Origin of the sequence: Kitasatospora sp. NPDC097691, from assembly GCF_040302665.1 — a bacterium.
Lineage (GTDB): Bacteria > Actinomycetota > Actinomycetes > Streptomycetales > Streptomycetaceae > Kitasatospora.
Genome location: NZ_JBEORY010000102.1, coordinates 1 through 14,107, shown reverse-complemented (window position 1 = coordinate 14,107; position 14,107 = coordinate 1). Strand labels below are relative to the sequence as shown.

Annotated in this window: 10 protein-coding genes and 2 pseudogenes; 4 read left to right on the top strand and 8 right to left on the bottom strand. The window is 73.8% G+C overall.

From position 1 onward, the window contains the following. From ABTY56_RS38000 to ABTY56_RS37980, 5 genes are all read right to left on the bottom strand, one after another. A partial coding sequence (locus tag ABTY56_RS38000; RefSeq protein ID WP_350634264.1) for an AMP-binding protein occupies nt 1-770 on the bottom strand: 770 nt, incomplete at its 3' end. Between the two features lie 208 nt (nt 771-978). Beyond that, nucleotides 979-2,643 (bottom strand): phospholipase D-like domain-containing protein, encoded by a 1,665-nt coding sequence (locus ABTY56_RS37995; RefSeq protein WP_350634263.1) that lies wholly within the window; start codon nt 2,641-2,643, stop codon nt 979-981. Between the two features lie 208 nt (nt 2,644-2,851). After that, entirely contained in the window at nt 2,852-5,602 is a 2,751-nt protein-coding gene (locus ABTY56_RS37990) for a bifunctional YncE family protein/alkaline phosphatase family protein (protein ID WP_350634262.1), read from the bottom strand. A 4-nt stretch (nt 5,603-5,606) separates the two neighbouring features. Next, complete coding sequence (locus ABTY56_RS37985; protein ID WP_350634261.1) at nt 5,607-7,055, bottom strand: ABC transporter permease; 1,449 nt, start codon at nt 7,053-7,055, stop codon at nt 5,607-5,609. Next, nucleotides 7,052-7,993 carry an ABC transporter ATP-binding protein gene (locus tag ABTY56_RS37980; protein WP_350634260.1) on the bottom strand — a complete coding sequence of 314 codons (942 nt, stop codon included), beginning with the start codon at nt 7,991-7,993 and terminating at the stop codon, nt 7,052-7,054. Before ABTY56_RS37980 ends, ABTY56_RS37985 begins: the two co-directional genes overlap by 4 nt. A 255-nt stretch (nt 7,994-8,248) precedes the next feature. Here ABTY56_RS37980 and ABTY56_RS37975 point away from each other — a divergent pair, with 255 nt between their 5' ends. Next, complete coding sequence (locus tag ABTY56_RS37975) at nt 8,249-9,403, top strand: polyprenyl synthetase family protein (protein ID WP_350634259.1); 1,155 nt, start codon at nt 8,249-8,251, stop codon at nt 9,401-9,403. 99 nt (nt 9,404-9,502) lie between these two features. Here the strand turns inward: ABTY56_RS37975 and ABTY56_RS37970 are convergent. Next, a pseudogene (locus ABTY56_RS37970) lies at nt 9,503-9,757 on the bottom strand (coagulation factor 5/8 type domain-containing protein); the annotation flags it as partial. 817 nt (nt 9,758-10,574) lie between these two features. Then, entirely contained in the window at nt 10,575-10,955 is a 381-nt protein-coding gene (locus tag ABTY56_RS37965) for a low affinity iron permease family protein (RefSeq protein ID WP_350634258.1), read from the bottom strand. A gap of 249 nt (nt 10,956-11,204) precedes the next feature. Here ABTY56_RS37965 and ABTY56_RS37960 point away from each other — a divergent pair. After that, nucleotides 11,205-11,501: pseudogene (locus ABTY56_RS37960) on the top strand (family 1 glycosylhydrolase); the annotation flags it as partial. A gap of 26 nt (nt 11,502-11,527) precedes the next feature. Here the strand turns inward: ABTY56_RS37960 and ABTY56_RS37955 are convergent. Then, on the bottom strand, nt 11,528-12,685 hold the full coding sequence (locus ABTY56_RS37955; protein WP_350634257.1) for a low temperature requirement protein A: 1,158 nt from the start codon (nt 12,683-12,685) through the stop codon (nt 11,528-11,530). A gap of 181 nt (nt 12,686-12,866) precedes the next feature. Between ABTY56_RS37955 and ABTY56_RS37950 the strand changes: the two genes are divergently transcribed. Continuing rightward, nucleotides 12,867-13,706, top strand: a complete 840-nt coding sequence (locus ABTY56_RS37950; RefSeq protein ID WP_350634256.1) for a class I SAM-dependent methyltransferase — start codon at nt 12,867-12,869, stop codon at nt 13,704-13,706. A gap of 252 nt (nt 13,707-13,958) precedes the next feature. Then, on the top strand, nt 13,959-14,107 hold a 149-nt coding region (locus ABTY56_RS37945), incomplete at its 3' end, for a 2-dehydropantoate 2-reductase N-terminal domain-containing protein (protein ID WP_350634265.1).

Below are 14,107 nucleotides of genomic sequence, written 5' to 3'. Positions count from 1 at the left end.
GTGTCCATCAGCCGCACCACCTCCTCCGCGTCGAAGCGCGGCACGAGGTGGAGGGTCGCGGCCGTCGAGAAGCCGGTGTGCATCTGGACGGTGGAGCCGAAGGTGTGGAACAGCGGCAGGCACAGCACATGGCTGTCCGTGGCCGGCGTGCTCCGGAACGTCCGGTTGCAGGCCAGGACGTTCATCACCGTGTTGGCGTGGGAGAGTTCGGCACCCTTGGGCTGCCCCGTGGTCCCCGAGGTGTAGAGGATGACGGCGGTGTCGGTCGCCTCGGTGGCCACCGGGTCGAAGACCGGGGAGGTGCCCGCGAGTGCCGCGCCCAGCGTCTGCGCCCCGTCGATCGGCGAGGGCGCGGCCGGATCGGCGGTGATCAGGAAGAAGTCCTCACAGCTCTTCACCTCGTCGAAGGCCTTCCGGCCCTCCTCGCCGATGGCCAGGCCCGGCGTCCCCTCGAAGCAGAAGTACGCCTTCACCTCGGCGTCGCGCAGGTGGTAGGCCACCTCGCGCGCCTTCAGCAGGATGTTGAGCGGGACGACGACCCCGCCGGCCTTGAGGATGCCGTAGTAGACGATCGGGAACTGCGGCAGGTTGGGGCAGCTCAGCGCCACCCGGTCGCCGGGCCGGATCCCCCGCTCCACCAGCAGGTTGGCGACCCGGTTCGCGGCGGCGTCGACCTCGGCGTAGGTGAGCCTGGTCGAGCCGAGGACCAGCGCGTCGCGGTCCGGGTACGTGCGGGCGGAATCCTCCAACAGGACCGACAGGTTCAGCATGGCACCTTCCGAGGGTATGGATCCGGGCCCGACCGCCGGCGACGGCATCGCGTCATCATGGCGCCCGGAACGGATCACCGCCAGTACCCCGGCGGCCGCGGAACCGGCCCGGCCCGGTGCCGCCGGACGGTGGTCCGGGCGGCACCGGGCCGGGGGCGGCACTGGGCCGGGCGACACCGGGTGGTACGGCCCCGGTGCGGACGGACCGTCAGCCCTGGCAGATGCCGCGGGTGTAGTCGACGGTCGCGGCGGCCTGGGAGTACTGCCACTGCGGGGCGAGCAGCCGGTCGTTGAGCTGGGCCGCGGCGGTGCGGTTCTCGACCATGTAGCCGAAGTCCTGCAGCCAGGCCGGGTAGAGGTTCTTGGAGCCGATGAAGAAGGCGGATCCGTCGACCGAGACCAGCTTGTGGTGCAGCGCGTACGGGTGGCCGTCGGCCCAGGCCGAGGTGTCGGCCGCGCGGAACGGGGCGAGCTGGAGGTTGCCGCACATGGTGGCCTTGGCCTTGGCCGGGTCGCCGAGGCGGGCGGTGAGGCGGGCGGCGAGGGTGTCGCTGATCTCGTTCAGGGACTTGATCTGCGAGTAGCCGCCGCTGCCGACCAGGCCCCGGTTCTCCGGGTCGCTGACGACGATGCGGACCTTCACGCCGTCGGCCATCTTCGCCGCGAGCAGGTCGAAGAGCCGGGCGTCGTAGCGGGGCAGCGGCGGGCAGGTGCCGGTGACGTCCTGCTGGGAGATGTCGATGCGGCTGCCGGCACTGGCGATCAGCGCGCGCAGGGCGGGCTCCTCCGGGTTGACCGTCTCGTAGTCGCGGTCGGCGTTGGTGTTGTCGTGCAGGCCGATCGGGCCGCACTTGACGCCGTCGACGCCGGGCACCGCGTCCGGACGGTAGCCGGAGGCGGCGTCCTTGCCCTGGATCCCGACGCCCAGGCCGCCGACGGCGAGCACGGGCAGACCGCCGGTGGCGGGCACCTTGTCGGCCGACGGGTTGCTGCGCTTCTCCAGGTCGGGGGTGCAGCCGGTGCCCTTGGTGGCGGCGAACCAGGCGGCCGAGAGCACCCCGGTGTTGCGGCAGGTCCAGTCCCACAGGGTGTCCAGGTAGGCACCGGCGGAGGCGGCGGCCGGGCCGTTCAGCGCGAGGTCGACGTCGGTGACCGGGTGGGCGGTGTCGAGGTAGTCGCCCTTCCAGTTGTTGATCCCGCCGGTGATGACGCTCTGCCCGTCGACGACCAGCAGCTTGGAGTGGTTCCAGGAGAACGCGGTCTTGGCGGTGGTCATCGCGGCGACCTCGATGGTGACCCGGCCGGCGGCGTCGCCGAGCCTGGCCACCAGGTCGTCCCGGTACTTCGACGGCAGCGCGGTGATGTTGATCACTGGTGCGGCCCCGGCGAGGACCCGCACGTGCGGGGTGTTCCCGGCGGCCACGGACGCCTTGAGGCCGGCCGCGATGGCGTCCTGGAACGCGCCGTCCGGGAATGGCGCGAGGGTCGAGATGTCGACGGTCCGGGTGGCGCGGGAGATGTTCTCGCGCATCTTGTCGAGCAGCCGGCGGGTGCCGGGGCGGTCGGTGCAGGACGGGTCGCCCCAGCAGCCGGGGGTCTGCAGCAGCCAGCCGCCCGGGTCGCCGGCGGGCGCGTCGAGCCGGTTGCCCTCCGTCCGCTGCCACACCGTCCCCTCCAGGCCGGGGGACACCTGGCGCAGCGTCTGCTCCACCGCGTCCAGGTGCGGGGTGGCGTCGGCCTGCGCGGCCGGGGCCGGGACGGGAGCCGGGTCGGCGAACGCGGGGGCGGCGGGAAGCGCGCAGACGGCGGCGACGAGGGCCAGCGCCGAACCGGCGAAGCGGCGGCCGGAACGGCGGGACTGGTGATCGAGCACGTACGGGTCCTTCATGAGGGGCCGGGAATGTTCACCCGGTCGACATCCTTGAATTACCCAAGAGTAACTTAAGTCGGTGTCAGGATCCTGCCAACGAGCGGCGTCGCAGCTCCACGCGGACGCCCGCACACGCGGGAACGACCTTGCTCCGGGCCGGAGTTGGACGGCCCGGAGCATGATCGAAATTCCCCGGCGGAACCGGGCCGGATCAGCCGTCGCTCTCCGCGGACGGCAGGTACGCGCCGGGCACGTCGTTCGGCGCGTGGATCTCGCCCTCACCCGGGTACGGGGTGGTCCAGTTGTGCGTCTGGTACCAGACCAGGTGCTCCATCTGCGCCGGGTTCGCGTGGTCCGGCACCGCGTTCGCGCCCGTCAGCCGCTGCTGCGACTTCCAGGCCTCCCACTGGGCGGCGACGGCCTGCTCGGCCGCCGGCGGCGCGGTCGTGGCCGGCACCGCCGCCGCGCGGAGGTCCTGCGCCCCGGGAACGTCGACGCCGCACGCGGGCGGCGTCTTCAGACCGTCCGTCAGCGACGTCCGGTTGGGCACCGCGGTGAACGGCGTGTAGTCCGGCTCCGCGGTGAAGGCCGTGGCCATCGGGCTGGCCGCGCTGTCCTTCTGGTTCATCGGGCGGATCCCGAGGATCTGCTCGATGGTGCGGACCATGGTGATCTGCGAGTAGTAGCGGCTGTCGACGGCCCCGTGCTGCGCCCAGGGGCTGATGATCTGGATCGGCGCACGGTGGCCGTCCACGTGGTCGAGGCCGGCCTGGGAGTCGTCCTCGACCACGAAGATCGCCGAGTCCTTCCAGTACGCGCTGTGCGAGATCTCGTCGACGATCCTCCCCGTCGCCAGGTCGTTGTCGGCGACCTGCGCGGCCGGGCCCGCCGGACCGCCGGTGTGGTCGCTGGACAGCCACAGCATGTTGAGGTCCGCCGGGCCGTTCCGCTCGAAGTCCTGCTTCCAGACCTGGTAGCGGTAGAGGTCCGGCACGCTGGTGTCGAACTTGGGGAAGCCGGGCACCGACACGCTGTTGAGCGACGGGATCGGTGAGGAGGACTCCAGCGGGTAGGCGCTGCCCGCACCGGTCGCGGCCATGGTCCTGGCGTCGCAGTACAGGTTCTGCCAGCTCGCACCGTCCGGCTTGGTCAGGAACTGGTGGAACTCCCCGAAGTCACGCACCGTCCGGCCGGCCGCCTGCGCGCCCGTCCACAGGAAGCCCGTCCGCTGGTGGCCCAGGGCGTCGTCCTCGGTGTCGTAGCTGCGCTCGTACTCGCCCGCCGAAGACTCGGTGTACTCCGGATTGTCGGCCTGCATCAGCCAGTTGTGACCCTCGGCGGAGTTGGTGCCGATGTCGTAGGTGTTGTCGTAGAGCCCGAACTGCTCGGCCAGCGCGTGCTGGTTCGGCGTCACGTTCGCGCCGAACTGGGCCAGCGTCGGATCGCCGTTGCCCTTCGCCACGTCGCCGAAGACCTGGTCGTACGTCCGGTTCTCCTTGACGATCAGGAAGACGTGCTTGATCGGCGACGGGTCGCCGATCCGGTTCGGCACCGGCACCGGCTTCGCCCGGTGGCCGTTCGCGACCTTGACCGCGCCGTTGCTCCAGCCGTTCTGCCGGAACACCTGGGCGGTCCGGGAGCGGATCTCCCGGTCGCTCGGCAGGGTGAACTGCGTCAGGCTGGAGGTGGTGTCGTGGGTCTTGTGCGCGCCCGTGCCGTTCGGCCGCCGCGCGTCGATGCCACGGGTGTTGGACACGATCACCTTCGAGCCGACGGTGGTGATCTCCGCCGGGAAGTAGTCCGTGGGCAGCAGGCCGACGTAGCTCACCGGCTCCTGCGCGCCGCCGAAGCGGTAGACGGCCACCGCGTCGGCCCGGCCCAGGGTGACCAGCAGGCGGCCGTCGTCGGTGAGCGTCACGGCGGTGGGCTCGTAGCCGACCGAGGCCTCCGGCCACGGCTTGGTCGAGACGGTCTGGACGACCCTGTCGCGCCGGGTTTCGATCACCGACACCTCGTCGCTGCCGGTGTCGGCGACGAACAGGACGCCGTTCTTGGCGTACAGCGCCGTCGGGTGCAGGCCGACGGCGACGGTCGCGACGGCGGCGGCCGGGTTGCCGAGGTCGATCACGCTGACCGTGCCGGTGGTCACGGCGCCGGTCTCCGGATCGGCGGGCACCTGGGTGCCGTACGAGTTGAGCGTGTCGTCGTCGGCCTCGGCCGGGCGCCCGCCCTCGTTGCCGACGTACAGCTTGTGGCCGACCAGCGCGATGCCCCGCGGGGCGTTGCCCACCGTCCAGCTGCGCCCGATCGCGCCGGTCGCCGCGTCGATCGCGACGACCCGGTTCTGCCCGTTGACCGCCGCGTACACCGTCGCGCCGTCGGCGGAGAACACCGCCCCCGACGCCAGCGCGTGCTTGTCGCCGTCGGCCGGGATCGGCACCGCCACCGGGGCGGCCAGGGATCCGTCGGCGTTCACGGTGAACCTGGTGTAGCCGTCGAGCTGGCCCAGCCACAGCTGCCTGCCGTCCGGCGAGTACACCGGCGACTCCTGGCCGACCGCACCGCTGGGGATGCGCAGTTCGTCCACCTTGGCGGTGCCGACGCGCTGCTGCACCTTCCCGGTCCTGAGGTCCACCACGACCAGCGCCGCGTCGCCGTCGGCGACCGAGGCGGCCAGGTGGGCGCCGTCCGGGCTGACCGCGGACCCCATCAGCTTGCCGTTGTCGATGACCTGCCGGCTCCCGTACGGGGCGATGTACTGGTCGCTGGAGATGACCTGGCCGTCGGCGGTGACCTGGCCGACCTGGTCCGTGCCGAACTGCTGGGTCGTCGCGAAGGCCGTGCCCGTGGCCACGGCGACGGCCGTGACACAGGCCGTGGCGAGCGTGGCACGGCGGCCCACGCGGCGGCCGAGGACGACGACGTGCTCCTGCTGGGGACGTCGACGACGCGTTACCTGCATAACGTCAGCCCTTCGTTGGGTTCGTCGGGTTCTTCGAGCTCATCGGGTCGGTTGCGTTTGTCGGGCCGGTTGCGTTCGTTGCGGAGGGCAGCAGCTCGATCCGGCCGTCGAACTGCCAGAGCGGGTTCGGCGCGTCGCCGCCCGGGGTGTGCACCAGGAAGTAGCCGTTCACGTCCTTCGGTCCGTCGCCGTCGGCCACCAGGCGCCCGTCCGCGCCGACGTCGAGCTGGTAGACCGCCGTCCCCGGCGCGTCCGTGCCGGGCAGGTGCCAGGTGACGACGCAGCGCCAGTCGTTGCCGGGCCCCTCCGGGTCGACCTGCCCGTCGCCCCGCTCGCACGCCGCCGAGACCCGCAGCCCGGCCTCCGTGACGGCCGGGCGGTGCAGTTGCTCGGTCTGCAGCCGGTACAGGTGCGCGAACACCGTGGCCACCGACTGCTGGACCTTCGCCTGCGAGATCCCGGAACCCGTCGAGGGCGTGGCCACGGCGAGCGCGCCGAAGGCCAGCGCCAGCAGCCCGGCCGGCGGCAGCACCCCGTAGGCGAGCGCGCGGCGCCCCCCGCCGTCCTCGTGGCCGGTGGTGAAGTCCCGCCGCACGAAGACCCGGTGGGCCAGCGCGGTCGCCACCGCCGCCCAGAGCAGGCTGACCGCGACGGCGACCAGCAGCTCGTCCAGCCGCGCCGGGGCGGCGAACAGCCCGTCCCAGGAGACGAAGGCGTAGCCGGGCAGGGCGAGGCGCAGCGCCACCGGCAGCGGCAGCATCTGCGCGAGCTGCATCGCGACGGCCGCCAGCGCGGGGACGAGCAGGCCCATCGGCGACCGTCCCAGCAGGACGGAGCCGAGCAGCCCGATCGCGGCCAGCGCCAGGGTGGGTGCCAGCGCGCACGCCCAGGCCAGCAGCACGCGTCCGGCGGCGTCCGACGGCGTCAGCAGGTGCCCGTCGACGCCGACCAACGGTTCGTTGCCGACCGCGGCCAGCCCGCCCACCGTGCTCGATGCCGCCAGTCCGGCCACCAGCAGCACGATCACGGTGACGCTCGCCGTCGCCTTCCCCGCGAAGATCCGCCGCGGCGAGCGGACCGTCATCAGCAGGTGCCGCCAGGTCCCGAGCCGGTCCTCGACCGCGAACACGTCGCCCGCGACCACCGAGGTCAGCAGCGGCAGCGCCCACGACCCGGCGAACCCCAGCACCACCAGCGGACCGGCCCAGCCCGTGGCGTGCATCCAGCGGCCGAACAGCGTGTCGGACGGCAGCGTCCCCTGCTCGGCCACCGCGGCCACGAACAGCCCCGGAGCCGTCCAACAGGCCAGCACCAGCAGTCGGATCCGCCACTGCGAGACCAGCTTGACCAGCTCGAAGCGGTACACCCGGCCGACCGGCACCCGGTCCGCGTCGGGGGCGGAGGCGGAGGCGGAGGCGGGGACGGTGCCGACGCGCGCGACGGGCGTGCTCATGGGGTGTCCTCCCGGTGCTCGGTCAGGGCGAGGTAGGCGGCCTCCAGCGGCGGGACCACGGGCACGACCTCGCGCACCCGCACCTCCGCCCGCACCAGCTCGGCCACCAACTCCTCGACGGCCGCGCCCGAGGCGCGGACGACCAGGGCCTCGGCGCCGCGCCACGCCCCGGCCGCGGGCAGCACCCGCACCCCGGCGACGCCGACCGCCACCCGTCGCGCGGTCTTCGGATCGGAGGTGAGCAGGCGGTGGTCCGCCGCGCGGTGGTCGGCCGCCAGTGCGCCCAGCGGGCCGGAGTAGCGGACCCGCCCGGTCGCGAGGATCGTGACCTCGTCGCAGAGCGCCTCCAGGTCGTCCATGCGGTGGCTGGACAGCACGACGGTCACGCCCTCGCCCGCGAGCCGCCGCAGCACGCGGTGCACGTGGTGCTTGCCCGCCGGGTCCAGTCCGTTGGAGGGCTCGTCGAGCACCAGCAGCCGGGGCTCGGTCAGCAACGCCGCCGCCAGCCCGAGCCGCTGCCGCATGCCCAGCGAGAACCCCCGCACCCGGTCGTCGGCGACGTCCGTCAGCCCGACCTCGGCCAGGACGGCGTCGATCCGGCCGGCCGCCGTTCCCCGCCCGCGCAGCGCCGCCAGCGCGGCCAGGTTCCGCCGGGCGGTCAGCGACGGGTACAGCCCGGGGCCGTCCACGAATCCGGCCACCCCCGGCGGCGCCGCCGCCCGGCCGACCGGCCGGCCCAGCACCTCCAACTCGCCGCCGTCGGCGACGGCCAGCCCGAGCAGCAGCCCGAGCAGCGTCGTCTTCCCGGCGCCGTTCGGCCCGGCCAGCCCGTGGACCCGCCCGGGCGCCAGCTCCAGCCCGACCCCGTCGAGCGCCACGACATCGCCGAAACACTTCGTCAAACCCCGTGCGCGTACGGCAGGTTGCGTCTCGTTCATGGCCCCTTCTCGCAGTTCCCCAGGGACCGTAGGGCCTTGACGGCATGCCGTCAGGAGCGTGTGCTTGAACACCGAGGGAACACCAGACGGCACCGCGCGCCCGGGCGAGCAGGGTGCGCAACGGCGCCGGGAGTCGACCGGCCCGCGTTCCGTCCGGCGGACCGGGCATATGGATGACAGCGGTTCCGCGCCCGCGCCGTCCGCCGCTGCATCCGCCGTCTTCCCGGCGCCCAACTCTATGGTGAGGAGATGGTTATGGCACCCACCGAGCCCGTCGGACCGTCCGCGGACGGTGCGCGCGCCGGACAGCAGGCCACCGGGGCCGGCCGCGGGATCGAGCACCAGCTGGACCGGCTCTGCCCGCCCGCCCCCGCCGGCCTGGCCGTCTGGCTCCCGGGCGGGCACGGCAGCGGCCTGTCCGCCGACACGGCGCACGCCCTCGACCGCCGCCTGCACCGGGCCCTCGCCGAACCGGTGCGGCACATGGTCGATGCGGGCGGCGGGCGCTGGCGCCCCGCGCTGCTGCTGCAGATCGTCGACCTGCTCGGCGGTGACGGCGACCGCTTCGGCGTGCTGGCGGCCGCCCTGGAACTCGCCCACACCGGCTCGTTGGTCGTGGACGACGTCCAGGACGGATCGGCGCTGCGCCGGGCACGACCGGCCGCCCACGAGGTGTACGGCCTGCCCGCCGCCCTGACCGCGGGCACCTACGCCTACTTCGCCTTCGACCGGGCCATCGGCCTGTGCGCCCCCGACGACCCGGTGCTGCAGGGCCGGATGCGCGAGGCCCTCCTCGCCGCGCTGCGGGCGGCCCACGCCGGGCAGGCGCTCGACATCCAGGGGCACCGTCGCGAGATGGACCAGGCACTGGCGGCCGGCGACAGCGGCCCGCTGCGGCGGCTGGTGCTGGCCACCCACCGGCTGAAGTCCGGTGCCCTGGTGGGGGCGTGCTGCCAGATCGCCGCGATCGCCGCCGGCGCCGAGCCGGCCGTGAGCCGGGCGCTGCTGGACTGGGGAGCGGCGATCGGCACGGCCTACCAGATCGCCGACGACGTCGCCGACCTGCGCGGCGTCACGAACGACAGCGGCGCGCTGACCAAGGACGTGGCCGAGGACCTGCGCAACGGCAAGGTCACCCTGCCGCTGGCCCACGCGGCCACCCTGCTCCCCCGGCCCGCCGCCGAGGCCCTGTGGACCGCGATCCGCGACGGCGACGCGCCCGAGGCCGACATCCACGCGGCCCGCGACGCCCTCCTGCGGTGCGGCGCCGTCGCGGCGAGCGAACACGACGCCGACCGCCTCTGCACCGACGCCTGGCGGGCACTCGCCCCCCTGCTGCCACCCACCCCGGACACCGCCCGCCTCCGCACCCTCGGCCACCACGCCGTCCACGCCCGCCGGCCCCGCTGATCCCGGCCGATCCCGGCCCATCCGGCACGGGGCTGCCACCGACGGCGGCAGCCCCGCATCACACCCGGAGCCCCGGAGGCCCGGTGACCGGGAGGCCCGTTACGGGTAGGCCACCACGGTCGACGGCGTGGTCGAGGTGCCGGAGGTGGCGGCACCGGTGCCGTCGACGACGTGGTCGTACTGGCCCTTGCCGCCGAGCGAGACCACCAGCAGGTCGTGGAACCGCACGCCCGCCCGGGTGGGTGCCTCGAAGCCGTGGTCCATCCGGATGGTCGGGTCCACGTTGAAGTAGCAGTAGCTCCCGAGGCCCCAGCCCTCGTGGACGGTGACCGTGTCGTCGACCTTGTAGTCGGCGCCGTCCAGGTAGAGGAAGGGCTTCTCGCGGGAGACGGGCGTGGTGTCCAGCGTGGTGTAGGGCGGGTTGGGGAAGTTCTGGGGCCGGCGCGCCCTGGACGCCGGACAAGACGTCGGGACCTGTCAACCCGCCCGTCCCGCCTGCCTCATGGCGTGAACTGTGCGCTGGCATCGGAGAGATGCGAACGATCGGGGAGCTGCCCGCCGGGGTCCAGAAAGTCCGACAGCGGCAGGGTGGCGGCCCCGAGAGTGACCGCCTCCGGGCCGAGGGTCCCGAGGACGATCAGCTCGCACTGCCCATGCTCGACCTGTTGAGGGCCGTCACTGCCCGCCTCCGGGGAGGGATGTGAGCGGCCGTCACCCGCACAGCCCGGCTCCACTTGTTGCGGGGCACGTATTCAGTCGGGTGGCTCCGCCGGGCGGGGCCGGCCCGGCCCCGGGTCGGGCGTGGATGGCCCGGGACCGTCCGGACGCGGCGGCTCCAATGGTGGGCCGGGTGTACCGGGCGGGGCCTCCCGACTGGTCGATGTCGTCGAACAGTCCTTGCCCTGCACACCCCTCGGGCGGACCGGCACGCCCTGCGTGCGACCGGCGACGGGCAATTCGCCGTGAGTCGGCGTCATCGGCGCGGGCCCGAACGACCCGTCGCGGCCTACGTCCTCGCAAACGCCGGCCGACAGGTCGAGGTACTGATCCGCCGACGCCACCCGACTGCCCCAGGGGAGGCCGGCCTTACAGCGCTGTTGGCCGTTCCCGGCCCGACGCCGAAGCTGGAGCCACCGGGAACACACGCCCGGGTCCGGGTGTGTACGGGCCGTTACAGGCGTTCTTCCATCCCGATGGCGGCCTTCAGGTCCTCGTGGGCCTGCCCGCGTCTGCCCTCCTGCTGCTCCAGCATCGCTCGGGCGATCGCGTCGAGCTTGCGCTGGATGGCGTGCTCGGCCCGCCGCTCGGAGTTCTTCAGCATCGCGAGCAGCAACAGCGTCACCGCACTCATCGCATCCCCTGTCACCAGCCGCCACTCGGTGGACAGCCCGGCCGCGTTCACGGCCACGAACGCAGCCACCAGAAGGAAGCACAGCAGCGCGAACACCGGGGAGCTGGTGAAGTTCGACGCCAGCTCCGCGAACTCCTCGAACCGGCCGCGTCCGTCGTCACCGCCCTTGTGCGCCGGATGCCGGAACACCACATCGACCACCGTCCTTCGTCCCGGCTGCCAGACGCAGCCGCCGGTAGCCACCCTGGCGAATCTGACACCGGTCGGCACGCATCACCCGAGGCGAGTCGGGCACGAGGTGATCGGCCACTGTGTGGAGGGACCGGCCAGCGCTCATACCGCTGAACCAGCGGTGGATGCGTGCGGGGCTCCCTTTCCGTCACATGCGCACCAACCTGGGGTCAATCGGCCGTGCCTGCCGGGTTCTCAGCCACGCCGTCGTCCCCGGACCAGGACACCGTCGGTCCCGACGGCAGCGTGCACGACCCCGAGCGCACCGAGAACCTCCGGGAGCACCTGCCGGCCTGCGCCCGGGCAGCCGCCCGGGGGGCCGGCCCGGCCGGGAACTTCGCCTGGTCGCTGCTGGACAACTTCGAGTGGGCGTACGGCTACGACAAGCGGTTCGGCCTGGTGCACGTCGACCACCCGACCCTGCGGCGCACCGTGATGACCAGTGGCCGCCACTACGCCGAACTGATCACCGCCCACCGCGGCCGGGTCGGCGGCGCCCCCGGCACGCCGGACTGACCGCGCGTCACCCGCCGGGCCCGGGCTCAGCCCGCCCGGGCCCGGCGGCGGACCCGGTCCGAGGCCAGGACGGTGAGCGCGAGGACCACGGCCGCCGCGACACCGACCGCGCCCCAGGCGGGCAGCAGGACGGACGCGGGCAGCAGGGCCGCGAGGACGAGCACCAGGCTCGGCCCGTACCAGTCGAGCACGGTGCGGGCCGGGTCGCCGTAGCGCAGCGAGATCGCCGCATTGGCGGTGTAGAAGGCGAGGACCCCGCCGCACAGCGCCCAGCGGGCCCCCGGCGGGAGGTGGTGCTCGGGGTCGGCGACGGCGGTGCCGAGCGCGCCCGACAGCACCGTGATGCCGGAGATCAGCACGAACGGCAGGTACATCACGGTGTCCCGGATCGCCGTGTTGGCGCCGCCCGCCTGGGCCCGGTCGAGCCCGCGGGCGGCGCTCTCGGTGCCCCAGCGGAAGAAGGCCAGGGCCAGCTCGGCGACCACCGCGAAGCCGAGCAGGGCGGCGGCCGCCGACGCGCCGGTGAAGTGGTCGGCGAGGGTGGAGACCACGGTGAAGACGCTCTCGCCGAGCACGATCACCACGAACAGGCTGATCCGCTCGACCAGGTGCTCGATCGACATCCGCGCGTAGAACGTCGCGGTCACCCCGGCCCTGACCGCCAGCAGGGTGGCCTCCAGGGCGATCCCCAGCCCCCACAGCACGAACCGCGCGGGGCTCGGCAGCGCGGCCGACACCCCCCAGATCACGGCCGGCGCCAGGCAGTACGCCAGCGGGCGCCACAGCGGCAGCGGGTTGTCCCGGTGGCGGGCGTGCCCCCACCAGATGCCGAACAGCCCGAGGCGCACCCAGGCCGCGCCGAGCGCGTACGCCCACGCGCGGTCACCGAGCCCCTCGGGCGCGGCGGCCGCCATCAGGCCGAGTCCGGGCATCGCCCCGAGCAGCACGGCCTGCATGCGCGGCGCGGCCGACCCGAAGACGTTGACCGTGACCATCAGGTTCGCCCAGGCCCACCAGGCCGGGAAGAACAGGACGAGGAACGTGCCGAAGTCGGCGGCGTCCGGGTCGCCGTGCAGCCCGTGGGCGAGGACCGCGACGGTGACGACGAACACCAGGTCGAAGAACAGCTCGAACCAGCCGGCCCGGTGCTCCTCGCCGTCCGCCGGCGCCACGGTCTCGCTCACGGGCCCACTCTGCCCCCGGGCGGCGAGCCGCGTGCGCCGGGGCGGCCGTTCGGGTGGGATCGCGGCGGCGGACGGTTGGGGACCGCCGCGGGTGGGACGGGTGACAGCTCGTTGACGGCCGGCCGAGCGATGGACGGGGACGGACGGGCCCGCCCCGCCCCGCCCGCGGTGAGGAGCTCCAGTGGATGAACGACCGGCGGACCCCGCCGTACCGGACGACGGGCGGTACGGAACGGACCTCTTCGCCCCCGACGGGACGGGTGAGGGTGAGCGCATCGACTACGGCGCGCTGGCCTACGACGCGGCGACCCGGGCCCGGCTGACCGCCCTGGGCGTCGGTCCGGGGTGGCGCTGCCTCGACGTCGGCGCCGGCACCGGGACGATCAGCCGCTGGCTGGCCGAGGAGGCCGGCGTCGACGAGGTCCTGGCCCTCGACCGGGACCCGCGCTTCGTCGACGCCCGCCCGGTCGGCCGGCTGCGCACGATGGCGGCGGACGTCACCGACCCGGCATTGGCGCCCGGCCGGTTCGACCTGGTCCACTGCCGGTTCGTCCTGATGCACCTGCCCACGCACGCCGAGGTGCTGGCGCGCCTGGCCGACTGGGTGGCGCCCGGCGGCTGGCTGGTCGTCGGCGACGCCGTCGACCTGACCACGGCGGACTCGCCGCAGCCCGCCTACCGCCGCACCATGTCCGCCATGTGGCAGGCCCTGCGCGAGCGGATCGGCACCGACATCGGCTGGGTGACCGGCTACCCGCAACTCCTGCGGGGCCTGGGCCTGCGGGAGGTCGGCGCCGAGGTCCACGTACCGCCGCTGACCCCCGACGCACCCGTCACCGCCTTCTGGCGCGACACCTGGCTCAGCATGCGCGACGCCCTGGAAGCCGGCACCGGCCCGGAGGCAGAAACCGCCCTGGAGCCGGGCGAACTCGACCGGGCCCTCGCCTACCTGGCCTCCCCCGAGCTCGCCGACCTCTCCCCCGGCATGATCACCGCCTGGGGCCGCCGCCCCCTCCCCTGAGCACGGCCGACCCACCCCGGTCGACAGGCCCCCGACCGACAGGCCCCCGGTCGACCGGCGCCCGCACGATGGGTCCTCGTCGGCGGTCGAGGACCGGTTCGGGCATCCGCCCGGTGATCCGGTCGGTGTGCGCGTATCTTCTGGGGCCATGAGCACCCCACCGCCCGCACCGCTCGCCGCCGCCGACCCGCTGCCCGACGAACACAGCCACCGCACGGTACAACTCGGCGCCGGCTTCCGGCTGTTCGGCCGGTGAGCGGGGAACCGCGGATCGCGGTCTTCGGCGCCGGCAGCATCGGCTGCCACCTCGGGGGCATGCTGGCCGACACCGCGGACGTCACGCTGATCGGCCGCCCGGCGGCGATGGCCGCGATCGAACGGGACGGGCTGACGCTGACCGG

What these genes read in the sequence shown, in the direction of transcription:
- ABTY56_RS37990 (WP_350634262.1), bottom strand. Translation starts at nt 5,602, where the DNA reads ATGCAGGTAACGCGTCGTCGACGTCCCCAGCAGGAGCACGTCGTCGTC.
- ABTY56_RS37985 (WP_350634261.1), bottom strand. Translation starts at nt 7,055, where the DNA reads ATGAGCACGCCCGTCGCGCGCGTCGGCACCGTCCCCGCCTCCGCCTCC.
- ABTY56_RS37980 (WP_350634260.1), bottom strand. Translation starts at nt 7,993, where the DNA reads ATGAACGAGACGCAACCTGCCGTACGCGCACGGGGTTTGACGAAGTGT.
- ABTY56_RS37975 (WP_350634259.1), top strand. Translation starts at nt 8,249, where the DNA reads ATGGCACCCACCGAGCCCGTCGGACCGTCCGCGGACGGTGCGCGCGCC.